Here is a 24836-nt window from a genome sequence, read left to right as displayed (position 1 = left end):
GCCCGCTTCGGCATAGTGGCGGCAGCCATAGCCATCAGGAGGAGATCATGGACACCAACGCGTTAAGTGCCGACATGGTGCTGGGCATTCCGCTGTTCGATGAAGCGCATGCGGCGCTGGCGGAGCAGATCCAGCAACTGCTGCAAGGCCCGGACCACGAGTTTGACGCCAACCTGGCGGCGCTGGTCGAGTGCCTGGAAGTGGATTTCCGGGTCGAGGAAGAGTTGATGGATGCCATCGATTATCCGGCCACGCGCAGCCACCGCGAGCAGCACGCGCGCGTGCTGGCCACGCTGCACGGACTCAAACCTGGCGATATCGCCGCCGGCCGCAAGGTCGCGGCGCTGATATTGCCGTGGTTTGAGATGCATCTGGCCACCGCCGATACCGCGCTGGCGATCGCGCTGGAAGTGGCTGGCCGCGCCCACACCGGCAGGGCGCGCGCCGAATCGCTCGGCATGCATCATTAATCGTCCAGCGCCAGCGGCATGCCGGCCGCCACCTGTTGCACCGCCGGCTGGTCCGGCAGGCTGAAAGCGCGCTGGCCCATGCTGAGCCAACCGCGCCGCCGCAGCGCGCTCAGGCAGCGGCTGACGGTGGACGAAGTCAAACCCAGATAATCCGCGATGTCCTGGCGCGACATCGGCAAGCTGGCGCGCGCCGCCGTGCCGTGCGGCGCCTGCTCCAGCCGATGCAACAGAAACTGCGCCACCCGCTGCACCGCCGAGGTACTGCGCAACATCGCCGCATGCTGTTGGTGACGCGCGATGGTATCACTGAGCAACTGGCCGAAGGCTTCGGCGCTGCGCGGCTGGCGGTCCAATAGCGTGGTCAGCATCGAATACGGCACGGTGGTGACGTCGCACGGCGTCAACGCCACCGCGCCGGCGTGGCGCTGCTGTTCATTGAGCGACTCCAGCCCCAGCCACGCGCCCGGCCCGAGGAATTCGATGATGTGCTGGCCGCCGTCGCGCCCGTGCTGGTACAGCTTGACGTCGCCGCTGCGGATGATGTGCAGTTGCTGGTCCACCGCGTCCGACACGCGGAACAGATGCTGGCCGCCATCCAGATGCACGCAGCGCTGCTCGTCGCACGATGGCAGCGGCGCCGCCGCGCCGGGCGGCGCTTCATCCAGGCACAGGCGGCTGAGCGGACAGTCCTGGCAGCGGCGCAGGGTGGCGGCCAGTTCGGGCGTAACCAGGCGTAAGTGGTGGCTCATCATCAGCTTTCCATTCCGGCGGCCATGCGCTGCAGCGCGTCCGGATCCAGCAGGGTTAAATCGCGGCGCTGCAATTGCAGCATGCCGAGGCGGCGGAACTGGTCCAGCAGCCGGCTCACGCACTCGGCGCTGACGCCGATGTAGCTGGCGATATCGCAGCGCGACATCGGCAACCGGAAGCGCAGCGCCGAATAGCCGTTGCTGCGGTAGGCGTTCGACAAACTCAGCATGAGCTCGGCCATGCGCTGGCGCGAATGGGTGTGATGCAGCAGCATCGCTGCTTGCTGGGCGCGGCGGATTTCGCCGGCCAGCAGCGCATGCAAGCCCTCGCGCTGCATCGGCTGGCGGCGGCCACGGAATGATTGCCGGTCCCAATCGATGACGCACACTTCGCTGTCTTCCAGCGCCACCGCGCTGGCGCCGTGGCTGGCTGCGCCCAGCGTGTTCAGGCCGAGGAAGTCGGGCGCCATGGCGAAGCCGATTACCTGTTCGGTGTCGCCGGGGCGCGCCATCACCAGCTTGAAGCTGCCGGAGCGGATGCAGTAAATCCGGTTGCCCGGATGCTCGCCGGCGCGGTACAGGCTGTCGTGGCGGCGCACCCGCAGCCGGTGGCCGGCAATCTGTTCATCGGCCGCCGTGCCACGGCACAGCCCCAGGTGGATACAACGTTCACAGTTGCTACGGTAAGAATCGATACGCATGCCACCCCGCTTAGTGCGCCATCAGCACCGGTACCGTCATCGACTGCAGCACGCGGCGGGTGACGCCACCCAGCACGATTTCGCGCCAGCGCTGATGACCATAAGCGCCCATCACCAGGAGGTCGACGCCGAGATCGGCCGCCAGCGATAGCAGCGCGTTGCCGATATCCAGCTCCGGCGGCGTGGTCTGCTGCGATACTTCCACCTTGACACCATGACGCGCCAGATACAGCGCGATGTCGGCGCCCGGCTGTTCGCCATGCACGCCGTTGTGCGGCTGGGCGTTGAACACCGCCAGCGTCACGCGCTGACTGCGGCGCAGCAGCGGCAGCGCGTCGGTGACGGCGCGGGTGGCGGCGCGGCTGCCGTCCCAGGCCACCAGCGCGTGCTGGTCGATGCGCGCGTAATGGCCGGCGTACGGCACCAGCAGCACCGGCCGGCCGCTGTGCAGGCAAATGTGTTCCGGCAGCTTGGGCAGCCAGTCCGGACCGCTCAGGTCGGGATCGTTCTGGCTCAGCACCACCAGATCGGCGTAGCGCGCTTGCAGCACCAGCCCGGTTTCGGCGTCGTCGTCGCTGCTGCGGCCTTCGTAGCTGGCGCCGCTGATATGGGCTTTGCCGGCAAAGCTCGTCAATGCCTTTTCGCAATTGTCCTTAATGAATGGCAAATCCACTTGCGGGATCATGGCGCCGTAGGCATAGGCCGCGTTGCGGTAGTACTCGGTGTTGAGGCCGGTGAAGGCGGCACCCACCAGATGCGCTTCATGGCTGTAGGCGACCTGGCAGGCCAGGTCGTAACGGTTGGTGGCGTGCGGCGACAGGTCGGCATGGACCAGAACATTTTTATACGTCATGATGGTTCTCCTTGTTAGCTTGTGGTCAGGCTATCAAAGGCAATCGACAATTTTTATGATGTGGATCAAATTTCCCCAAGTAATTTTTTGACGGCCGCGCTGGACAGGTAATTTGTGACATAGTCGTTTTTGAGGGTTGACGTTCTCAGCCGAGTTGTTACCATTTAATAATTAAAGCAAAAACAGTCACTTACCGAGTCCGGAAGGTTTCCGGCAGGCAGAAGCCGCAGTCGCTGTGTAGAGTGAGATACAACAGATCTCAGTACCACCCACCAAAAAACTAGGGGAATATCATCGACTATTCAGCCATGATGCCGGTTGCCTCAACGGCGACTGCGGGCACATCACACGCGCTTGATACGCATGGTGAAGTGCTTGCTGCATTGAAAAAGGTTTTAGCGAGTAAGCAATTCTCCAAGGCGCACCGCTGTGCCGCCTTGCTGTCGTACCTGATGTATCACGCGCTGGGCCAGGACGAACCGCGCCCACCGTCCGAGCATGAAATCGGCGTCGCCGTGTTTGGCCGCGACCGTGTTACCTATTTCACCGGCGACGATCCGATCGTGCGGGTGCAGGCCGGCCGCTTGCGGCTGCGGCTGGCGGCCTATTATGCGGAGGAGGGCTGCGCCGACAGCCTGCGCATCAGCATTCCGCTCGGCAGTTATCAGCCCAAGGTGGAGCGGATCGCAAGCGCGCCGCCGGTCCCCGCCGCCAGCCGCTCGCCGCTGTTGATGCTGTTCCGGCCGCTGGCCTGTCTCGGCTCCAGCCCGCTGCTGGCGGCCTACGCGCTGGGTCTCAACGATGAGCTCGGCTATCGACTGTATCGCGCGCTCAGCTCGATCCGCCGCATCGATGCCGACACCCCGCTGGCCGCGCTCAGCCCGGCCCCCGGCGCGCGCGTGCTGGAAGGCACGGTGCGGCAGGACGCGGCGCGGGTACGGGTTTCGCTGTTGCTGCGCGGCGTCGCCGATGGCGCGGTACTGTGGTACGAGCAGTTCGATGATGCAAGCTGCGCCACCATCGCCGCGCAGGAAAACATGGCGGAACGCTGCGTGCTGGCGTTGCGCAAGTATCTCCCGGCGTAACACGTAACGTGTAACGGTAAAGATACTTCATCGTCATTGCCATAAACGAATAAGGTTGCGGCAACCTTATCGGAGCGGCAAATGATTAGTGCAGCACTCAGCCAGATGGCAGCCCAGCTTAACCAGCAATTCAGGAGTAACTTCCAGCTGGCCGAGGATGTGGCTGTGGTCTCGAACCTGGTTGAACTCGATGGTAGCGTCACACCCAACGCCAACAACAAGCTGGTGCTGACGCTGGTGAACATCGAGAAGGACACCATGCCGCAGCGCCCGCACGGCGGCGGCCGCAGCCTGGACGACCGGCTGCTGCAATCCAACGCACCGCTGTACCTGAATCTGTACGTGATGCTGAGCGCGAATTTTGGCGCCGGCAATTACGCCGAGGCGCTGAAATACATCTCGCAGGCGATCGCTTTTTTCCAGATCAAGCCCATTCTCGACCAGCGCAACAGCCCCGGCATGGACCGCCGCATCGACCGCCTGGTGCTGGACATCGAAAACCTGCCCATCCCCGACCTGAACAACCTGTGGAGCTTGCTGGGCGGCCGCTACCTGCCGTCGCTGTACTACAAGGTGCGCATGATCACCGTCGACGCCGGCGCCATCAGCGGCCAGCTGCCATTCATCAGCGACCTGCGGCCGCTGCTCGGCAAGGAGTAACAGATGGCGCGTTACCGCAAATTGCTGGCGCTGGAAATCACCCACGAATACCTGCGCGATACCGTGATTCCGGGCCTGCGCTATGTGCCGACCGCCGACTGTGCCGAGCTGATGGAGCAAGAAGGGCTGCTATGGCGCGCGTTGCCGTCCGGCGTCGAGCTGTGGCAGGAACAACGCGAGGTGGCCAGCGCCACCGAGTGGCAGCTGGGACTGGATGTCTACAGCAGCGACCCCAGCCTGCGCTTTTACACCGCCTGGCCGCAGCAAGCCTATCTGGACGTCAGCGCCGGCCAGCAGGACGCGGCGCGGGTGCTGCGGCTGGCGGCCCAGCCGGCGCCGGCCGAGGCGCGCGGCCCGGTGCTGTGGCTGGACCTGGCTTGCGGTCTGATTGAAGGCGCCGATGTCGACGCCGCTGCGGCCAGCGTGCGGCCGTGGCAGGTGGCGCTGCGCGCGCGCCAGATCCACTGGAAGTATTTTTTCTCCGGCGGCCTGGCGGGCAAACCACTGAGCATCATCGATCTGGACGCATCCGACAGCGAACCCGGCATCCGCTTTGCGCCGTCGCCGCTGGCTGCGACAGCAAACGGAACGGCGTACCTGTCGGCGTCGCCGCTACCGATGCAAAGCATACCGCGGCAGCGTTTGCAGCTGCGGGAAGCGGGAACGGCAGGAAAAGTGTTGATCAGGCGATTACCCAATGCCAGCGTCGACAAGCTGGGTAAAGAGCAGGGCCCCAACGGCCAGTCGATGATCGTTGCGGAAATTTATGTTCACCAATAATCTTCAAAGGAAAACCTATGGCAGGCGCGTATAAAACCCCTGGTGTTTATATCGTTGAAAAAAATGCCTTCCCGAATTCCGTGGTCGAAGTGGCCACGGCGGTGCCGGCGTTCATCGGTTACACCCAAATCGCGGACAATAAGGGGAGTTCGCTGCACAACAAGCCATGGCGCATCACGTCCCTGGCCGAGTTCAAGCAGTATTTCGGCGGCGCGCCGAAGGATCTGTTTGAGTTCGCTCCGGTCGCGGATGCCAAGGACGCCAGCGACTTCAAGAACAGCGCCGGGGCCGGCTATACGCTGAAGCGCAAGGGCGGCAAGGCCGACACCCTGCGTTACTTCCTGTACCGCAGCATGCAGCTGTTCTTCCAGAATGGCGGCAGCCCGTGCTACATCGTCTCGGTGGGCGGTTACGCCGACGGCGATGCGGACATCAAGAAAGCCGAACTGCTGACCGGCATCGACCTGCTGCTGAAAGAGCAGGAGCCGACCATCGTGGTGATTCCGGATGCGATGGCGCTGTCGGTCGATGAAGCGATCGCGGTCCAGCAGGCCAGCCTCAAGCATTGCGGCTACCAGATGAAGAACCGCTTTGCCATCCTCGATATCCACGACGGCTTCAACGACCGCGCCACCAATGATCCGGTGCTGGCCTTCCGTAACGATCTCGGCACCAGTTTCCTCAACTATGCGGCGGCTTACTATCCGTGGCTGAACACCTCGATCGTGGAAAACGCCGACGTCGGCTTTGAAAGCTTTGCCGACCGCACCAAGCTGAAAGAGCTGCTGGTGGGCGAACTGGGACCGATCGAGCAGGCGCCCAAGGATCTGGTCGACATCCTCAACCAGGTCGGCGACGCCAATCGCGACGCCACGCTGAAAACCTATCTGTCGGACGACGAACTGCACAAGATCCTGTTCTCGGTCAGCCAGACCTACGCCAACATCCTGCTGGCCATGAAGCGCAAGCTCAACTTGCTGCCGCCGGCGGCCGCGCTGGCCGGCGTCTACACGTTGGTCGACAACGCCCGTGGCGTGTGGAAGGCACCGGCCAATGTCAGCCTGTCGGCGGTGATTTCGCCGGCCGTCAACATCACCCACGACGAGCAGGAAGACTTGAACGTCACCACCGCCGGTAAGTCGGTCAACGCGATCCGCTCCTTCATCGGCGAGGGCACGCTGGTGTGGGGCGCGCGCACGCTGGACGGCAACAGCCTGGACTGGCGTTACATCAACGTGCGCCGCACCATGATCATGATCGAGGAATCGCTGCGCCTGGCCACCAAGGCCTATGTGTTCGAGCCCAACGTCAGCGGTACCTGGGTCACCATCAAGGGCATGGCCAACAATTTCCTCAACAGCGTGTGGAAGCGCGGCGGCCTGGCCGGCGCCACCCCGGAAGATGCGTTCAGCGTCAGCGTCGGCCTGGGCGAGACCATGACCCCGGAAGATATTTTGGAAGGCATCCTGCGCGTCACCATTCTGGTGGCGATCAGCCGTCCTGCCGAATTCATCGAGATCACCTTCCAGCAGCAGATGCAGAAGTCGTGATCCCATTTTGACCTTTAACTGAGGAGGTGTGTTATGCCAGATGACGGCGCAAGTCAATCGACAAACGTATGGCCTATGCCTAAGTTCTATTTCCGCGTGAAATGGGACTCGAATGAAATGGCGTTCCAGGAAGTATCCGGCCTGGACATTCAGTCGGAAGAAATCAAGTACCGCCACGGTAACAGCAAGGATTTTTCCGTGATCAAGATGCCGGGCATGAAAAAATTCGGCAACGTCACCATGAAAAAAGGCGTGTTCAAGGGCGATAACAAGTTCTGGGACTGGCTGGTGCAAATCAAGATGAACACCATCAAGCGCGTGCCGGTGACCATCAGCCTGCTGGACGAGGAAGGCAACGACACCATGGTGTGGGAGCTGACCAACGCCTGGCCGACCAAGATCTCCAGCACCGACCTGAAGTCCGAAGGCAATGAAGTGGCGATCGAGACCATCGAGATCGTGCACGAGGGCTTGAAGATAACCAACGGCTGATATGTTCACCATCCGCGACTTCTTTGAAGACGGCTATCCACCGCCGGCGTTCTACTTCACGGTGGAGTTCAAAGTCGATGCCAACACCGATGTCGACGACCGCGTCAACATCGTCGACGCGGCCTTCAGCGAAGTCTCGGGTATCAGCACCGAGATCGAGCTGGAGACGGTGGCCGAAGGTGGCGAGAACCGCTTTTCACACCAGTTGCCCAAGCGTATGAAGCACGGCAACCTGGAGCTGAAGCGGGGCGTGGCCATGTTTGAGTCGCCGTTGTTGGAGTGGTGCAGGAACACGCTGCAAGGTGAATTCGTGCGGCCGATCTCGCCGCGAACGGTGTATGTGCACCTGAAGGGCGGCGAGGACGGCGACGTGCTGCGTACCTGGATGTTCAACAATGCCTATCCAGTCAAGTGGAGTGTGGATAGCTTCAATTCCACCAAGAACGAAATGGCGATCGAGCATATCGCGCTGGCGTACTCGTACTCGGAGCGCATGCTTTAAATCCGGAGGAAGCATCATGGCGATAGAAATCCGCGAGCTGGTCATCAAGACCACCATAGTCGAGCGTGGCGGCGAGGCTGCCGCCTTGCCGCAGGCCATGCCGGTGGTCAAGGAAGAAATCCTGGCCGCCTGCCGCCAGCTGGTGCTCAGCCTGTTGCGTGAACGTGGAGAGCGCTAGGCATGTCCGGACAAAAAACTCTGTTGACCATTACCGGCGTCACGGTGGCGCCGGACGGCACCATCAGCGAGGATACCTCGCGTCCGGTGTTCGAGGCGCTGATCAATCCGACCGGCTATGGCCATGATTTCGGCGTGCGCTACACCAAGAAGCGCGCGCTGGGGGCGCCGGACATGGAGCCCAAGTTCGTCGCCATGCAGTCGGAAAAGCTGCAGCTGAAGGAACTCGTTCTGGACGGCACTGGCGCGGTGCCGGGCGCGCTGGTGGCGGTCAAGGAGCAGGTGCAAAACCTGCGTGATACCGTCTATACCTATGTCGGTGAAAACCACGAGCCGCCGATCGTGGAGGTGGTGTGGGGCAATCTGCTATTCCATGGCCGCTGCGAGAACCTGAAATTCGAGTACACCATGTTCATGCCGGACGGCCAGCCCTTGCGTGCCAAGGTCAGCATGTCGCTGGTGGAGTACAAGAGCCAGCCGGAGATAGTCAAGGAAGCCGACCAGAAGTCGCCCGACCTGACCCATCTGGTGACGGTGGTGGCCGGCGATACGCTGCCGCTGCTGTGTGCGCGCATCTACCGCGACCCGGCCTACTACCTGGAGGTGGCGCGGATTAACGGCCTGACTGCGTTTCGCCAGCTGCAGCCCGGCATGAGTCTGCGCTTTCCGCCGCTGGGATAAGCATCATGCCCGTTTCTCCGCTCAACGATAGCACCGGTCAGGTGACCGTCACGGTGACCTGCGACGGCACCAAAACCAGCGACAAGGTACAGCTGTACTCGCTCGACGTGCGGCATGCCGCCAACCGCATTCCCAGCGCCATCATCACCATGGTCGACGGCGATATGGAGAAAGACGAGTTTCCGGTCAGCGACGGCGCCGAGTTCAAGCCGGGGGCCAAGATCGTCATCAGCGCCGGCTATGCCGGCACCGAACAGGTGATTTTTACCGGCATCGTCATCAAGCATGCGATCCGTATCGACAACGACAATGAGGCCATGCTGGTGGTCGAATGTCGCGACAAGGCGCTGGCGATGACGGTCGGGCGCAAAAACGCCAATTATGTCAACAAGAGCGACAGCGACATCATCAGCGCGCTGCTCGGCAAGCATGGCCTGAGCGCCACCGTGGGCAGCACCAATGTCACCTGGAAGGAGCTGGTGCAGTACAACGTCAGCGACTGGGACTATATGATGGCGCGCGCCGAGGCCAACGGCCTGCTGGTGACCGTGGAGGCCGGCGCCGTTAGCGCCAAGGTGCCGGATGGTACTACGGAGCCTGTGCTGATGGTCACTTATGGCATCGACATGATCGACTTCGAGGCCGAGCTGGATGCCCAGAGCCAGCTGCCCCAGGTGACCAGCACCAGCTGGGATCTGGCCAGCCAGGCGGTGATCACGCAGGTGGCGCAACCGGTGCCGATGGGCACCCCGGGCGACGACAGCGACTGCACGCCAGACACGCTGGCGCAAGTGGTCGGCCCGGCCGATTACGGCCTGCAAACCGCCGCCACCGTCGACACCAACGCGCTTACGGCCTGGAGCAAGGCGCAGCAGACCAAGGCCGCGCTGTCGCGGGTGCGTGGCCGGGTCAGCTTCCAGGGCAATGCCAGCGCTAAGCCGGGCGCGATGCTGCAACTGGTGGGGGTCGGCAAGCGCTTCAGCGGCAATGTGTTCATCAGCAAGGTGACCCAGAGCGTGAAGGATGGCGTGTGGGTCAGTCATGTCGAGTTCGGCATGTCGTCGAACTGGTTCAGCGAGGATCACCAGTTGCACGCGGCGGACGCGGCCGGCCTGACCGCCGGCATCCAGGGCTTGCACGTGGGCGTGGTCAAAAAGCTGGATGCCGATCCGGAAGGGCAGTACAAGATCCAGGTGTCGGTGCCGCTGATGCAGGCCGAGACCGATGGCGTGTGGGCGCGGCTGGCCAGTTTTTACGGCTCGTCCGGCTTTGGCGCCTTCATCATTCCGGAAGTGGGCGACGAGGTGGTGCTGGGCTTTTTCAACAACGACCCGTCGAATCCAGTGATACTCGGCAGCCTGTACAGCAGCACCCGGACCCCGGCCTATGAGCTGGAGGCGGCCAACAATTTCAAGGCGCTGGTCACCCGCAGCAAACTGAAGCTGGAGTTTGACGACGACAAGAAAATCATCACGCTGCTCACGCCGGGCAACAACAAAATCGTCATCAGCGACGACGCCAAGTCGATCCTGCTGCAGGATCAGAACAGCAACAAGGTCGAGCTCAGCCCCAGCGGCATTTTGCTCGACAGCCCCAAGGACATCACCATCAACGCCAAGGGCAAGGTGGCGATTACGGCGGTGATGAACGTGGAAGTGACCGCCCAGGCCGACGTCAAGGTCACCGGTCTGAATATCAACCAGAGCGCCAATATCGGCTTTGCCGCCAAGGGCGCCGCCACCGCCGAACTGTCGGCCGCCGGCCAGACCACCGTCAAGGGTGCGCTGGTCATGATTAACTGAGGAAACCGCCATGCCGCCCGCCGCCCGGATTACCGATATGCACGTTTGCCCGATGGTGACGCCCGGCCTGCCGCCGATACCGCACGTCGGCGGCCCGATTTCCGGCCCGTGCGTGCCGACCGTGCTGATCGGCTCGTTGCCGGCCGCCGTGGTGGGCGACCTGTGCATCTGCGTCGGCCCGCCGGACAGCATCGTCAAGGGCAGCGCCACCGTCATGATCGGCAACCGGCCGGCGGCGCGCATGGGCGACACCACCGCGCACGGCGGCAATATCGCGCTGGGCCTGCCCACCGTCATCATAGGCGGTTGACGATGGCGACCGATCAGTCCTTCCTGGGCACCGGCTGGAGTTTCCCGCCCGAGTTTTCGCGGCGCGGCAAGGTGCATCTGGTCAGCGCGGACGAAGATATCCACCAGAGCCTGCGCATTCTGCTGAGCACGGCGCCGGGCGAGCGGGTGATGCAGCCGACTTTTGGCTGCGGCCTCAAATTGCAGGTCTTCCAGGTCATCAACGAGAGCACGGTGACCAAGCTGAAGGATGTGATCGCGCGCGCCATTCTGTTCTTCGAGCCACGCGTCAAGCTGGACAACATCACGGTTGACATCAGCATGGCGCATGATGGCCGGCTGGATTTCCAGCTGTATTACACCGTCATCAGCACCAATGCGCGCCACAACATCGTCTATCCGTTCTATTTCCGCGAAGGTAGCGATGTCCATGTCTAAGTGCCAGGATGATTGTTCATGAGTGCGCGCCTGATCGTCAGCGACGGCCGCGACCAGCAGCACCGGCGTCCGCCGGCGCTGTGCGGCGACTATTTCCAGCTCAACGAGATGTCGTTCGAGCAGCTGCTGGCGCTGGCCGCCGAGTATGCGCGGCTGATGCGCTTCTACCAGCTGGACCTGAGCGCGCAAGGCAACTGGCACGAGTATTTCAGCGCCGATGAAACCATTTTGATGGCGTCCATCCTGGCGATCGACACCAACCAGATGCTGCGCTGGTTCGAACAGCGCTTGCAACAGCAGCCGGCCTACACCAGCTGGTTCAGGCCCGACATCCAGCACCAGCTGACCGGCGGCTACCGCGACCGCCTGGATTCGCCGTTGCTGGTGGCGCGCGCGCTGGACATCTGGCTGATGGCGGTGCAACCGATGTCCAGCCATGCCGGCCAGGAAGTGCGCATGCTGCTGGACGGCATATTGCGTGGCATGAAGCGCGAGCTGGGCGAACTGGTGCAGGCGGCGCCATCGTCGTTCATCCGCGTCTCGGACCGGGTGTTTTCGGCGCGTTTTCTGGAGTTGACCGAGTTGCAGGCGATGCCGCAAGAGAGCGCCTCGGCCAGCGCGGTGCGCCACAATTTCCATACCTTGACGCAGGGCGTGCGCATGCTGCAGAACGGCATCCGCGAGCTGCTGCCGCCGTCGCTGCTGAGCGGCGGCCACGATCCCGGCATCAGCCTGCTGATCGGCTTCATCCGTTTATTCCAGCAACTGCTGCTGCGGTTGAACCGCTTTGGCGAGCAGCGCATCGACTTTTATTACCAGAAAGTGCTGGGGATGCGGCCGCAGCCGCAAAAGCCGGACAGCGCTTTTCTGGTGATACGGCCGACGCCGGCCGCGCGCCAGATCCAGATCAACGCAGGCGCCGAGTTCATCGGCGGCGTTGACGAGAAACAGCAAGACATCATTTATTCGGCCGACAGCGCCGCCACGCTGACCGATGCGCGCGTGACGGCGCTGCATACGCTGTATTTCGAGCGCCGGCCGGTGGTCGGCACCACCGGTTGCTATCACCGCAGCTTTGAGTTGCCGGCGCTGGATGTGGACGAACGCGAGCATGAAAAAGTGCCGGCCTTGCCGCTGATGGGCGCGCCCAAGCCGGGCGAACCGCTGAACACCAGCGCGGCGGCCGCGTTTGGCTTCATCCTGTCCAGCAAAGTGCTGCTGATGCGCGAGGGCGAGCGCACGGTGCGGGTGCAATTCCAGTATCGCGTGCCCAGCCATAGCACCCGGCTGTCGCTGGAAGACAGCTTGAAGCGCATTCTGGAGCAGGTGCGCGCCGACCGTACCCGCAAGCCGGAGGAAATCAAGGCGCTGCGCGTCAGCGACGTGTTTGTGCGGCTGTTCCGCAATATGTTCCGCATCAGCGTCACCACGCCGGCCGGCTGGCACGAGGTGGCCGAGTACCGGCCGGAGTATCGCGGCTTGAATCCGGCCGTGCCCGAGGATTGCCTGGCGATCGAGTTCATGCTGCCGGCCAGCGCGCCGCCGCTCACGCCCTACGATCCGCTGCTGCACGGTGGTGGCTACGACAGCGTGCTGCCGCTGCTGCGCTTTGAAATGACGCAGAACGAGTACCGCTACCCCTACGATCTGCTGGCTGAATGCGTGCTGCATAACATCCGCATCGAGGTGGCCGTCAAGGCGGTGCGGCAACTGCTGCTGCACAACCAGATCGGCCAGCTGAGCGCGCTGTCGCCGTTCATGCCGTTCGGGCCGTTACCGGCGGTGGGCAACTATCTGGTGGTTGGCTGCGAGGAAATCCTGTACAAACAGTTGCGCGATGTGTCGATCGATGTCGAATGGACCGGCATGCCGCTCGGCCTGGGCGGCTTCCCCGGCTATTATCGCGGCTACACCGAACCGCTGAAAAGCGATGACGTCGAAGCCAGCGTGGCGGTACTGACCGACGGCAAATGGCTGGGCGCTGGCGTGCCGGTCAAAGTATTCCGTTACCAGCAGAATCCGGACGGCAGCCCGACCAATCTGACCAGCAACGACAACACCATCAGCCTGCGCTCGGCGGTGCAGTTCTACAAGCCGGTGGACGGCTTGCCGACGGCGGACGGCGCCGGTTTCCAGTACACCTCGGCCAGCATGAACGGGCTGTTCAAGATTACGCTGGATAGTCCGGCCGGCGCCTTTGGCCACCAGGAATATCCGGCGCTGCTGTCGCGGGTGCTGACCACCAACGCGCAGCAGAAGAAGCCGCTGCTGATCCAGCCGCTGCCGAATGCGCCCTACACGCCGCAGATCAGCCGCATCGCGCTGAACTACCGCGCCAGCGCCAACATCAGCTTTGAAAAGAACCGCCGCAGCGTCAGCCAGGCCGATACCGACAGCTTTATTCATCTGCATCCGCTGGGCTGGCAGACCATGTTCTTCAGCGACCGCCGCATCATCCGGCAGATTCCGCGCTACCAGTCGCCGGGGCAGCTGTTCATCGGCGTCGAAGGCAAGAACTTGCGTGGCACGCTGTCGCTGTATTTTTATCTGCGCGAGGATTCGCTGCCGATGAGCGGCATTGCCGATGTGGGCTTTCGCTGGCGCTACCTGTCCGGCAACCGCTGGCGCTCGCTGGAAGCCAACCACATCCTGGAAGACTCGACCAAGGGTTTCATGACCAGCGGCATCGTGCTGGTGCAACTGCCCGAGGATATCGACACCAGCAACACCGTCATGCCGGCCGGCCAGTTCTGGCTGTGCGTGTCGGCCGAGGACGGCGTCGAGCGCTTTTGCAGCCTGTATTCGGTGTATGCGCAAGCGATCCGCGTCACATGGCGTGCCGACCGTGGCGCCAAGCCGCAGGCGGTGATGCCGGCCATGCACATCACGCGCAGCCGGGAAAACATCCCCGGCATCGATAGCGTCTACCAGATCCGCCGCTCATTTGACGGCAAGTCGGCCGAAACCGCACTGCAATTCCGGGTCCGCGCCAGCGAGCGCCTGCGCCACAAGAACCGGGCGCTGACCGCGGCCGATTTCGAGCAGTTGATACTGGAGCGTTTCCCGCAGGTGTACAAGGTCAAGTGCTTCCCCAATCTGTGCCAGGTCGACGATCCGGAGCGGCGGGTGCGGCCCGGCCATATCCTGATTGTGGCGATTCCTTATCTGAACCGGGGCGGCCACGTCAACCAGAAGCCGACGTTGAGCGGCTATCTGGTGAATGAAATCCAGGACTTCGTGCGCGGCTACGCGTCGCCGGACGCCATCATCCATGTTGAAAATCCGGTGTACGAGGAAATCCAGGTGCGTTGCACCGTCAAGTTGAAGTCGCAGCTGAACACCGGCCGCTTGAGCGAGCAGATCAACCAGGCGCTGTGCGAATACCTGTCGCCGTGGAGCGGCAAGGGCATCACCCAGCATTTCGGCTGGTCGCTGCGCCAGCATGATGTGGAATCGTTCCTGCTCGATCTCGGCTATGTGGACGAGGTCACCGGCGTGTCGTTGCTGCAGATCGCGCCCTGGGGCAAGCCGATGGACCGCCTGTACCGGCTGCACGACAACGCGCTGAAGCGCAACATCGCCGACAAAGTGATCCGACCCAGTTATCCGTGGAGTATCGCCGTGCCGATGAATCAGCACTGGATCGCGCTCACGGACAAATCCGAAACCAAGGAAGGCAAGCCGATCGGCATTAACGAGCTCAAGGTCGGCTCCACCTTCATCATCCCGCCAAGGAAAGAATCATGACCCGACGCCGCCGCACCATGCTCAAGGAGCAGTTTGAGGCGGGCAAGATGCCCAGCCAGGAAGACTTTGCCGACCTGATCGATTCCATGCTCAGCATGCTGGACGAGGGCTTCGAGAAAACCCCGGAAGCCGGTTTCAAGATCGCCCAGCTGCGCGACGGCAAGCTGATCAGCTTTTACCAGGATATCGGCACCGGCGCCGCCATGTGGTCGGTAGGGCTGGAAAAAGCCAGCAACAGCCTGAGCTTCGTGGACCGCAACGAGCAGGCCTTGCTGACGCTGGCCAGCACGGTGGACGGCGAAGGCGTGCCGCATAGCGGGATAGGCATCCGCCAGAGCCATCCGCGCCATGAGCTGGACGTGGCAGGCACCGTGGCATCGCACGGCCGCGTCGGTCGCAGCGGCGAGCTGGCGGTGCCGGCCGACGGCTACTGGTATGACGTCACCGATTACCTGACCGGCTGCCAGGCGTGGGAAGTGGTGGCCGGTGTCGGCGCCAAGGATAGCGAGGGGCGCTACGCCATCATGCACGCGTTTGCCACCAACGCGTTTGGCGCCAATGGCGACATCAGCTATCACCAAAGCCATTTCGGCAACAAGTGCAGCCGCATCGAGCTGCGCTGGGTCAAGGGCGATCTCGGCAAACCGTTCGAATTCAAGCTGCAGATGCGGGTCGGCTGCGCCTATGGCGAGGACGTCTGGATCAAATACCACATGACGCAGCTGTGGCAGGACACGCTGATGCTGGAAAGCGAAGACAAGCCGCTGCGCCAGCCCAGCCCGCAATACGATGAAAAAGGCAAGATCAAGGGATAAATCATGTGCGAGACCAAACATGGCATCAGCCTGCGGATGACGCTGGCGCAGGGCGACCTGATCCTGCAGGGATTGGCGGAACGCCCGTTCAAGCAAGTGTATGAACTGATCGGAAAGCTGCACCAGCAGGCCGCCGGCGCCGATCCGGAACAGGTGGCGTTTGAGCTGACCCACGCCGAGCTGCGGCTGGTGCTGGAGGTGCTGGGCGAGTTGCCCTTCAACCGCGTGCAGCGGCTGCTGCACAGCTTGCATGCGCAGATCGAGGCGTGGCGCAACCGCGCGCTGGAGATGGAACTGAGTGAAGACTGAGGATCACATCAAGCGTTACCTGAGCGACCCGGACGGCCTCGATTTCGACGGCCTGCGGCGCAAGGGTGTCGCTTTGCTGCAGGATTTGTCGAGCGCACAGTGGACCGACTATAACCTGCATGATCCGGGCGTGACCTTGCTGGAACTGCTGTCCTACGGCTTGACCGATCTGGTCTACCGCACCGATTTCGAGGTGGCCGATTTCCTCACCGGGCCGAATGGCGCCATTGATTTCGAAGAGCAGGCGCTGTTCCCGCCGCAGGAAATTTTCCCCAGTCAGCCGGTGACGGACATCGATTTTTGCAAGCTGATCTACGATACGCTGCCTGAGGTGGACGATGTGTGGATACGTCCGAATGGTGCACCCGGCCTGAGCAAGGTATTCATCAAGCCGCATGAATCACTGTTCAACGATGGCAATCGCGGCGAGTGCGAGGAATTGCGCCATCGCGTGCTGGCCTTGCTGGCCGAGCACCGGCCGTTGGGGCGCGATGTGTCCGAGGTCTGCATCGTGCGGGCCCAGATGTATGCGCTGTCCGGCGAAATCGATATCGATGACAGCCGGCCGGCGGCGGAAATTTACGCCGACATCTATTTTCGTTGCGCCAAGCTGGTGTCGTCGGGTGGCCAGATCGTGCGCTTCGAGGAAGCGCTGGCGCAGGGTATGAGCTGGGAGCAGATGCTGGAAGGGCCGCTGACCCAGCACGGCTACATCGCGGACGGCCATTTCACGCAATCGAACTACGAGATCGACGTCATCAAGCTGATTACGCTGGTGCGGCATATTCCCGGCGTGCGCCAGGTCAAGCGGCTGTGCCTGCTGGATCAGGACCAGGTGGAGCATAGCGAGATCCGGTTGGAACCGTCCGGCGATTTGTGTCCGGTGCTGGCTTATCCCGGCGAACCGGGCGCGACCCAGTCCTTGCGTCTGGTGCACGGCAAGAGCGCCGGCCAGTTGCCGGTGGGATCGCAGGATGACGATCCGCGCATGCCGGGCCGGCGCGCGGTGCAGTTCCATGAACAGGTGGCGCTGTATCTGCGCAAGCTGGAATTCGAATACGATGCGTTCCGCAACAATGACGGCCAACTGCGGCGGCTGCTCAAGCTGCCGCACGGCACCTATCGCGCGCTGGATGAGTATTCGTCGGTGGGCGAGCATACGCCGGCGATTTACGGCATCAACCATTACGGCGTGCCGAAGTCCGATCCGCCCGAGGTGCATGCGCGGGCGCGCCAGCTGAAGGCGTATCTGTATCCGTTTGAACAAATCATGGCCAATTATCTGGCCTCGCTGCAGGGCATCAAGCGGCTGTATTCGGCCGACGCGACGCTGGACCGGACCTACTTCGCCCAGTACCTGAGCGACACCGAGGTGCCGAATCTGGAGATTCTGTATCACCGCGACATCGGTCCGGCCGATGTTGACGCGGTGCTGATGGAACAGGACGTGTTTACCGACCGCCGCAACCGGGTACTGGACAGCATGCTGGCGCTGTATGGCGAAGTGTTTCCGGCCGACGCGCTGAAGCGTTACGACGTGTACCACGCCGGCGATTTCGGCCGGCATCTGATCGATTGCAAGATTCGCCTGCTGCGTCATCTGTGCGAGCTGAGCGCGCGGCGCGGGCAGGGCATGAATGTGCAGGCAGCTTACTGGGAAGGCGAGAACTACGCGCCGATGCAGCATCGGGTGCAGCTGCTGTGCGGCAGCAGTGAGCGGATGGTGGGTCGTTCGCTGGTACAGGCGGTGCATAACGACACGGTGCAGTTCATCAGCGACAAGCGTTATCAGGACAAGCTGGAGCAGCAGGTGGCCTTCGACCACACCACGGCGCTGGCCTGGACCGCCGCGCCGACGCCGGGCACGCCGGAGGCGACGCTGCCGCATGGCGCGCTCAGTCCGTCGCTGATGCTGGCCGGGATACACAAGGAAAACTACCGCGTGCTGGCTGGCGACGATGGCCATGGCTGGTTGTGCGTGAATCTGGATGATGAGCGTTGCTGGCCGGTGCTGCGGGTGGCCAATGAGGCGCTGGCCGATAGCGCGCACCGGCTGCGTGAGTTGCTGATCGAGCTGAACAAGTCGTCCGAGGGCTTTCATCTGCTGGAGCATGTGCTGTTGCGGCCGCGCGGCGATGCGGCGGGGCGGGAGGTCGGCGAGGAGTTCTATGCGCACCGGGTGAGCGTGGTGTTGCCGTCGTTTACGGCGCGGTTCCGCGATCCGGGCTGCCGGGCGTGGGTGGAGGAGGTGATTTCGCAGCATTTGCCGGCGCATATTCTGCCGACGTTTTATTGGCTGGACTTTGCGTTTCTGGCGCAGTTTGAGCTGCGTTACCGGCGTTGGCTGGAGTTGCAGGCTGCGGGTGGCGATGCGGCTGGGCTGGATGTGGCCGGCAGTCAGTTGATCGAGTTTCTGGGCAAAGTTGATGCTTACCATACTAACCGGCATTGGATGTGATGATGCAGACGCCTAATCTGATCCATGGTCTGACCTTTGATGTCGCCTACGAGGGGAGCGCGATGAGCGGCGATGCGCTGGCTGAATGGCTGCGCGCGGTGCTGCTGCCGGTGGTGGACGAGGTGTTGGCGCGTCAGCCTGGCCGTCGCCGTATCGAGCGGCTGGAGCTGGATCTGGGTAGTGTGGACCAAGACGAGGCCGAGGAAGTGTTGGCGCGGCGGCTGTTTGCGCAGTTGTCGTCGGCGTTGGATGGTGCTGCGGAGCTGGCGGGCGGGACGCCGGTTGCTGCGGTTAAGCGCGAGCCCGAGGTGGGCGATTTGTTGCTGGGTTTCTTGCGCAGCGGTCGGTTGGCCTGGGTGGTTTCGGCCGATCCACGCGTGGCGCATCAGGAATTGTTGCGCAAGGTGCTGGGGGGGGCGGGCGGGCGGGCGGTGCTGAAAACCGTTGTGCAGGACAGAAAGATGTTGTTGCGTCTTGTGCGGCAGTTTGATGCGGAGTTGTTGGCGGAGGTGGCGGAGTTGGTGCATAGCAGCCGTCCGCCGCCGCCGCGCCTGCGTGCCGGGAGTGCCGAGGTGGAGGCTTATTGGCTATCGGTCCTGCGCGGCGAATCGCCAGGGGGCGCTGATGCTGGCTTGTCTGCCGCTGAGCCTGCGCACCTGCCAGCCGCATCGACTGCGCAAGCAGTGGGCGGCGACAGCCACGCCGTCGCCCAAGCGAGCCGAGACGCCCGCAAGCACCCGCCACTGCCCAGCGGCGCGCAACAACTCGCCCAAGCCCTGCAGAAGGCCGAGATGGCAAAAGCCGGGCGCCTGTTACCCGAAGCCGCCACCGGCCCAGTAGCCGCCACCTCCGCCGAGCGGCCAAGCGAACCAGCACAAATCAGTGCCACCGCCGGTCCAACCGAGCCCGCACCGGCCCGCCCGCACGCCAACCCAAGTAACACCGCACAACCCCGGCCCCCAGCCAATCCAAGCCGGCCAGCGCAGACCGACGCCTCAGCCAGCCCAAGCGCCTCAGCGCAGACCAGCGCCTCAGCCAGCCCAATCGCCACAGCGCAGACGAGCGCCCCGGCCAGCCCAAGTGCCACAGCGCAGGCCAGTGCCTGGGCCAGCCCAAGCGCCGTAGCACAGACCAGCGCCTCAGCCAGCCCAATCGCCACAGCGCAGGCCAGTGCCTCAGCCAGCCCAAGTGCCACAGCGCAGGCCAGTGCCTGGGCCAGCCCAAGCGCCGTAGCACAGACCAGCGCCTCAGCCAGCCCAATCGCCACAGCGCAGGCCAGTGCCTCAGCCAGCCCAATCGCCACAGCGCAGGCCAGTGCCTTAGCTAGCCCAAGTGCCGCGTCGCAGTCCAGTGCCTCGGCCGGCCCAAGTGCCGCAGCGCAGACGAGCGTCTCGGCCAGCCAAAGCGGCCTAGCGCAGAGCAGCGCTCTGGTCAACCCAAGCGGCATCGCGCAAACGAACGTGCTCGGTCGGGTAAACGATCCAGCGAAGACTGGCGCGTCGGGCAGCCAAAGCGGCCCGGCGCAGCCCAGCGCGTCTGCCAGCACAAGCGGCGCAGCGCAAGCCAGCGTGCTCGGTCGCGCAAGCGGTTCAGCACAGGTCAGCGCCCCGGCTCACCCTGATGATTTAGCGCTGACTAATATATCCGCTCGATTAGGCGACGCGACTCATGGCAGCATCTCTGCTCGTTCGGCGGATCAGACAGAAGCCGGCGCCTCAACGCACGAAGACGATCCAGCATCGATCGGCGCACCCGTTCACCGTGACAATCCGATCCAGGCGCGCACGTCGACAAAACAAAGCAACCAGGTACAACACGACACTGCGGCACACCTGGACAACGCTGAACGCGCCGCGACGTCTAAGTATCTCGACGGCTCGGCAACGAAGAACGCTGCTGCGCGCCTTGACGGCCCGGAAGCGTCCAGCAGCATTGCTCGCCAAGAGAACTCCGCCCAAGTAGATGCGATCGCAAGTTCAGCTCTCACGCAACCCGGCATGCTTGATCAGCCTGACGATCCGGCGAAAGCCCAAGCCTCAGTTCACCCCGGTAATCAAGCGCAAGCAAAGACCAATGCTCGCTCGGACGACCAAGCATCACCCGGCGTCACTGATCGCCTTGAAAGCAAGACAGTGCCCGGTAATTCTGGTCCCACCAATCACCAGGCGGCTTCCAGCAACTCAGGTCACTCAGACAGCCTGACAGCCGCCACCAATTCCACTCAGCCGAACGTTCTGGTGGGCTCCAGCGACTCCGCTCGCTCTGACAGCTCTGCAGAGCCAAGCATTCCTGCTCGCGGAGACACGCCAGCACAAACCGCCGCCGTCGTATCATCAAGCGGTCTTGCGCAAGCTGACAACTCCGCAGGTTCGGACGGCACATTGTATGCAGGTATCGGCAATCAGCACATCGGCAGCAACCAGCCGAAGGACGTTACATCAGCATCAGAAGTCCCGCGTGCGGGCCTCTCCAAGGAAACCATCGCGGCGGTAGCACGCCGAGGCGTCCGTCCTTTCGTCGACCAACCCGGTGCCGAACCGCGCAATGATGTCACCAATGCAGCCGCAGGCGCGAACTCTGTCGCATCACCCACTGGTGGCGACGATCGACCATCTTCGTCCATGCCGCCCACACCCGAGGCATCAAACCGCTTGGCAGCGAGTGCCGCCACCAACGCGCCTCTGGAAGCGCATGGCTTCCAATCAGACAATTCACCTCCTCCCGCCGCCAGCGACTCCAAGCAGTCCGACGCGGCCCGTTCAAGCCGACCAAGCATCAAGCGTCAGCTCACGCACATTCTGCTAACGTCCGACATCGCCAGCCTGAAGCCACTGTTGCCCGAGATCGCCGCCAGCTACCGAAACGAATTCGCAACGTTGTGGCACCGTTTATCAGCACCAGCCCGGCAGCGCAATCTTGAACGCAGTCAGAGTGAACTCAGCGCATCAGAGCATGCGCTGCTGACAGAGCTCATCGCCAAGCGCACCAGCGAAGGCCCGCTTGCCGGCAGTGCGGTCAACTTGTTCTATCTGGCCTTGCAAAATGGTGACGCAGCCAGCATTAAGCGCCTATGGCCGAGCATCACCGAAGCGCATCATGCCGGATTCAACGCTGTATGGAACCGATTGTCTGCAGACGTGCGACGTCAGCACCTCGTATTGCTGAAGGAGGTATTGAGTCCAGCAGAGCAAGGCTCGCTGTCAGTGCTGTTACCCGCGCGCGTCGCCGGTTTGCGCCAGGAGCAGGGGAGGGACGCACATGAGGCGTCAGCGCAAAACGAGGCTGTGGTCGCAGCCTCAGGCGAGCCAGCGGCTGCGGCTCCAGTTGCAACCGGCAACGCAGCCATCGCCTCAGCCGACGTAAGAGCCGAGCCCCGCGCAAGGATCGACACCAAAGCCGCAGCCACCACCGCGACTAGCGCCGTAACCGTAGCCACGCCAGACGCAATCACTGCCATCGCAGCAACCGCTACCGCGATCGCTGCAGCAGCTTCACCCGACGCAATTACCGCCGCTGTCGCAGCCCCCCGCGACGCAGCCACGCGCGACGCAGCTACGCGTGACACAGCTACGCGTGACACAGCCACGCGCGACGCAGCTACGCGTGACGCAGTCGCGCCCGATGCAGGCACGCGCGACGCAGCTACGCCCGACGCAGCTACGCGTGACGCAGTCGCGCCTGATGCAGCCGCGCTCGACGTAGCCGCGCCTGACGCAGCTACGCGCGACGCAGGTACGCCGGAAGCAGTCGCCGCCCCGCCAGTCGTAGCCGTAGCAGCAGCCGGAGCCGCGGCCGCAATTGGCGCCGAGCCAAGCGCGTTCGCGATCGCCCCTGCGCTCGCCCTGTTCCGCGACTGGCAGCGACACAAACTGGAGCTGGCCAGCCTGTCCCTGTCGCTGGCCGACCTCAAACAGTGGCTCAACTGGTGGCTGATGCACGACCCCCGCCTGGTCAATCAAGATTGCAGCCTGATGTTGCAAGCGATAGAAACCCGCTGCGCCCAAGTTGAATTGCCTGAACTCTTTATGCGAGAAGTACTGACCGCGCTGCGTGCCGACAATCCACTGGATCTGGACGCGCTGGCAGCCCAAGCCAACCGCGCCATGATCGCGAGCGACAGACCGGCGGCAATGGACCCCATCACCACCCTCAAATCGCAACAAGCAATCAGAAACTTTATCGAGCAGCATAGGGCAGAGGATGCGGCGCTGCGCAACCTGAATGCCGCCCAGTTGCACCAGCTGGTACGGGCCTGGATCACGCAAGATGCGACGGCCGAGCCATCGTTGTTCCTGTTGGCGATTGAGGACCGAGCGTTACAGGCCGCTGATGCACATGCGTACTTCAGCACGATTTTGCAAGGAATACTGGATGGCCGGGCAGTGGATCTGGACTTGCTGGTGATGGCGGCCCCATCGGCTTGGCCGTTATCAGCGAGGGAAGCACAAGTCGAGGCGTCAGCGATGCCGGACGCGGCACAGCCACGCGTCGAGCCGGCCGAGAAATCAGGACTACCGCCAGCGTTGTTACGCGTATTGCCTGGACGACTGGCAGATGCATTCCTGCAGGCCGATCTCACGCCGCTGAAGGGCGTGTGGGCCGAACTGGCACGCGCCCACCCCGATCTGCTGCGTGCCGCCGCCCAGCGCTACCTGCGTCGTCCGCAATCGCGTGATGCGTTGATCGCCAATTCCAGCGCCGACATGCTGCGTGGGCTGCTGCAAGCTTTGTCGCCCGCCGTCGCCCAAGTGTTGTTGCCTATCCTGGATCACGCGGTGGAGTGCAACGCCGTGCTGCCGGCCCCACTGACGCTGCAGCAATTCCAGCAGCGCGTGATCAGCTTCGGCTTCCAGCAGGCGATGGAAGGGCAGGATGCCAACTGGCTGCCGCTGTTGCTCGACAGTCTATCGCCCAACCAGCCCAACCAGCCCGAGCAGCAACAAGCCGCCCACGCGTGGCATGCGATCTTGCCGGCAAGCCCGGCACTCAAGCGCTCGCTCTTTGGCGAAAAATACCTGGCCGCTGTGCGCGCGTACGATGCGGACAGCCACAGCCAGCCGGCATTGCACACCATGCTGACCATGGAGCTATGCCAGACTTATCCAGAGTTGATCGACGAAGCTCTTCAAGCTCAGTTGGCCGCCACGCCGCCATCGCCAGCCTCGGCGGCCAGTGAAACCACGCTCGCCATTTTGCTGATGCGTACCGGCCAGCCCGACAAGCTGGAACAACTGGCAGTGGAATTACAGCTGCAGCGCATCCTCAGTGCACCGCAGACGCTGTTGAGTGGCGCGCTGGAGAGCGCACTGGCGCAGCCAGCCACGATCGCCCGGCTGGCCGAATACACATCGGGTCCGGTCATGGCGCAACTGTTGGCGCGTCTGGCGCCGGAACTGGCGGCACAGCTGCCCATTGCGCTGCGCGCCATTTCCTCGCAGCTGGACATCGCCAACATCCCGGCGATGCAAAACAGTGCCCTGTGGCGCAGCATTTACGAGGCCGCGTTTGTGGCCGCCGATCCGGTTACGCTAGCGGAGTTTATCCGCACCCTGGTGCAGACGACGGCACCGAAGGCCAGCGTGCCGCAGCCGGTGAGCGCAGCGTCAACAGGCGCAACCGGTCAAGCAGGCCCAGCGTCCCAGCCCGCCGCCATCATGCAAGCGCTGATGATGCCGCTCACTGCGCCGCCCGCGCTGGCCGAGCAAGCCGGTCCGCCTGAGCTTCGAGATGGCGCCACCACGCACCAGGCCGAAGCGCAGGACGACGTCTATGCCGGCGAGTCCAGTGTGCTCAACGCTGGCATGGTCATCATCGCCACCTATATGCAGCGCCTGTTCAGCATCCTCGAACTGACCGAAAGCGGCCGCTTCAAAAGCGAGCAGGAAGCCCAGCGCGCGGTGCACCTGCTGCAATACGCCGTCACCGGCCAGACCAGCACGCCGGAATACCAGCTGGTGCTGAACAAGCTGTTCTGCGGCATCCATGGTGGCGAACCGATCGCCGCCGGCATCGACATCACCGATAAGGAAAAAGACACCATCGAACAAATGCTGAAAGGCGTGATCGCCCACTGGAGCGCACTTGGCAAGACCTCGGTCGGCGGCCTGCGCCAGACTTTCCTGCGGCGCGAAGGCCAGCTGTATTTCGACAACGACGCCTGGCACCTGAAGATCCCGCAAGCCACCTTCGACATGCTGCTCGACCGCCTGCCGTGGAGCTTCTCCATGATCAAGTTCCCGTGGATGCCGCATCCATTGAATGTCACCTGGCGCTAGCACC

At 63.1% G+C, this 24836-nt stretch carries 20 protein-coding genes; 17 read left to right on the top strand and 3 right to left on the bottom strand.

The genetic code is table 11. The annotated features are described in order from the left end of the window. Positions 1-47: 47 nt before the first annotated feature. Positions 48-470, top strand: a complete 423-nt coding sequence (locus GJ699_RS07020; RefSeq protein ID WP_154374495.1) for a bacteriohemerythrin — start codon at positions 48-50, stop codon at positions 468-470. Here GJ699_RS07020 and GJ699_RS07015 read toward each other — a convergent pair. The 3 genes from GJ699_RS07015 to GJ699_RS07005 are packed head-to-tail and all read right to left on the bottom strand — an operon-like array spanning position 467 to position 2773. Beyond that, a complete protein-coding gene (locus GJ699_RS07015) occupies positions 467-1222 on the bottom strand; it encodes a Crp/Fnr family transcriptional regulator (RefSeq protein ID WP_229261983.1) in 756 nt (251 codons plus the stop codon). The genes GJ699_RS07020 and GJ699_RS07015 overlap by 4 nt on opposite strands. Further along, complete coding sequence (locus tag GJ699_RS07010) at positions 1222-1920, bottom strand: Crp/Fnr family transcriptional regulator (protein ID WP_154374493.1); 699 nt, start codon at positions 1918-1920, stop codon at positions 1222-1224. The genes GJ699_RS07015 and GJ699_RS07010 overlap by 1 nt, the downstream gene beginning before the upstream one ends. Positions 1921-1930: 10 nt before the next feature. Next, positions 1931-2773, bottom strand: a complete 843-nt coding sequence (locus GJ699_RS07005) for a universal stress protein (protein ID WP_154374491.1) — start codon at positions 2771-2773, stop codon at positions 1931-1933. A 383-nt stretch (positions 2774-3156) separates the two neighbouring features. Here GJ699_RS07005 and GJ699_RS07000 point away from each other — a divergent pair, with 383 nt between their 5' ends. The 16 genes from GJ699_RS07000 to GJ699_RS06925 all read left to right on the top strand — a co-directional run bounded on the left by GJ699_RS07000 (position 3157) and on the right by GJ699_RS06925 (position 24832). Then, positions 3157-3858 carry a hypothetical protein gene (locus GJ699_RS07000; RefSeq protein WP_154374489.1) on the top strand — a complete coding sequence of 234 codons (702 nt, stop codon included), beginning with the start codon at positions 3157-3159 and terminating at the stop codon, positions 3856-3858. Between the two features lie 81 nt (positions 3859-3939). Next, complete coding sequence (locus GJ699_RS06995) at positions 3940-4518, top strand: Pvc16 family protein (RefSeq protein WP_154374487.1); 579 nt, start codon at positions 3940-3942, stop codon at positions 4516-4518. Positions 4519-4521: 3 nt separating this feature from the next. Further along, the gene (locus GJ699_RS06990) at positions 4522-5298 is read left to right on the top strand and encodes a hypothetical protein (RefSeq protein ID WP_154374485.1); all 777 of its coding nucleotides are present in this window, start codon (positions 4522-4524) and stop codon (positions 5296-5298) included. A gap of 17 nt (positions 5299-5315) precedes the next feature. After that, a complete protein-coding gene (locus GJ699_RS06985; protein WP_154374483.1) occupies positions 5316-6848 on the top strand; it encodes a phage tail sheath family protein in 1533 nt (510 codons plus the stop codon). 75 nt (positions 6849-6923) lie between these two features. Continuing rightward, positions 6924-7340 (top strand): phage tail protein, encoded by a 417-nt coding sequence (locus GJ699_RS06980; RefSeq protein WP_229261982.1) that lies wholly within the window; start codon positions 6924-6926, stop codon positions 7338-7340. A 1-nt stretch (position 7341) separates the two neighbouring features. Then, on the top strand, positions 7342-7842 hold the full coding sequence (locus GJ699_RS06975) for a phage tail protein (protein WP_154374479.1): 501 nt from the start codon (positions 7342-7344) through the stop codon (positions 7840-7842). Between the two features lie 16 nt (positions 7843-7858). After that, positions 7859-8020, top strand: a complete 162-nt coding sequence (locus GJ699_RS06970) for a DUF5908 family protein (protein ID WP_154374477.1) — start codon at positions 7859-7861, stop codon at positions 8018-8020. Between the two features lie 2 nt (positions 8021-8022). Beyond that, a complete protein-coding gene (locus tag GJ699_RS06965; RefSeq protein ID WP_154374475.1) occupies positions 8023-8700 on the top strand; it encodes a CIS tube protein in 678 nt (225 codons plus the stop codon). Between the two features lie 5 nt (positions 8701-8705). Next, positions 8706-10502 carry a type VI secretion system tip protein VgrG gene (vgrG, locus tag GJ699_RS06960; protein ID WP_154374473.1) on the top strand — a complete coding sequence of 599 codons (1797 nt, stop codon included), beginning with the start codon at positions 8706-8708 and terminating at the stop codon, positions 10500-10502. 10 nt (positions 10503-10512) lie between these two features. After that, complete coding sequence (locus tag GJ699_RS06955; RefSeq protein ID WP_154374471.1) at positions 10513-10812, top strand: PAAR domain-containing protein; 300 nt, start codon at positions 10513-10515, stop codon at positions 10810-10812. A 2-nt stretch (positions 10813-10814) separates the two neighbouring features. Continuing rightward, positions 10815-11228: a GPW/gp25 family protein gene (locus tag GJ699_RS06950; RefSeq protein ID WP_154374469.1), complete on the top strand. Its 414-nt coding sequence runs from the start codon at positions 10815-10817 to the stop codon at positions 11226-11228. Between the two features lie 18 nt (positions 11229-11246). After that, the gene (locus tag GJ699_RS06945) at positions 11247-14975 is read left to right on the top strand and encodes a baseplate J/gp47 family protein (RefSeq protein ID WP_154374467.1); all 3729 of its coding nucleotides are present in this window, start codon (positions 11247-11249) and stop codon (positions 14973-14975) included. After that, positions 14972-15790, top strand: coding sequence for a hypothetical protein (locus GJ699_RS06940; RefSeq protein WP_154374465.1), 819 nt, complete (start codon positions 14972-14974; stop codon positions 15788-15790). The genes GJ699_RS06945 and GJ699_RS06940 overlap by 4 nt, the downstream gene beginning before the upstream one ends. A 3-nt stretch (positions 15791-15793) precedes the next feature. After that, positions 15794-16099, top strand: a complete 306-nt coding sequence (locus tag GJ699_RS06935) for a hypothetical protein (RefSeq protein ID WP_154374462.1) — start codon at positions 15794-15796, stop codon at positions 16097-16099. Continuing rightward, the gene (locus GJ699_RS06930) at positions 16089-18557 is read left to right on the top strand and encodes a baseplate wedge protein (protein ID WP_154374460.1); all 2469 of its coding nucleotides are present in this window, start codon (positions 16089-16091) and stop codon (positions 18555-18557) included. The genes GJ699_RS06935 and GJ699_RS06930 overlap by 11 nt, the downstream gene beginning before the upstream one ends. After that, on the top strand, positions 18557-24832 hold the full coding sequence (locus tag GJ699_RS06925; RefSeq protein WP_154374458.1) for a contractile injection system tape measure protein: 6276 nt from the start codon (positions 18557-18559) through the stop codon (positions 24830-24832). The genes GJ699_RS06930 and GJ699_RS06925 overlap by 1 nt, the downstream gene beginning before the upstream one ends. Positions 24833-24836: the final 4 nt, after the last annotated feature.

This window comes from Duganella guangzhouensis (genome assembly GCF_009674535.1).
GTDB classification, from domain to species: Bacteria; Pseudomonadota; Gammaproteobacteria; order Burkholderiales; family Burkholderiaceae_D; genus Rugamonas; species Rugamonas guangzhouensis.
This window is presented reverse-complemented; position numbering and strand designations above follow the sequence as displayed.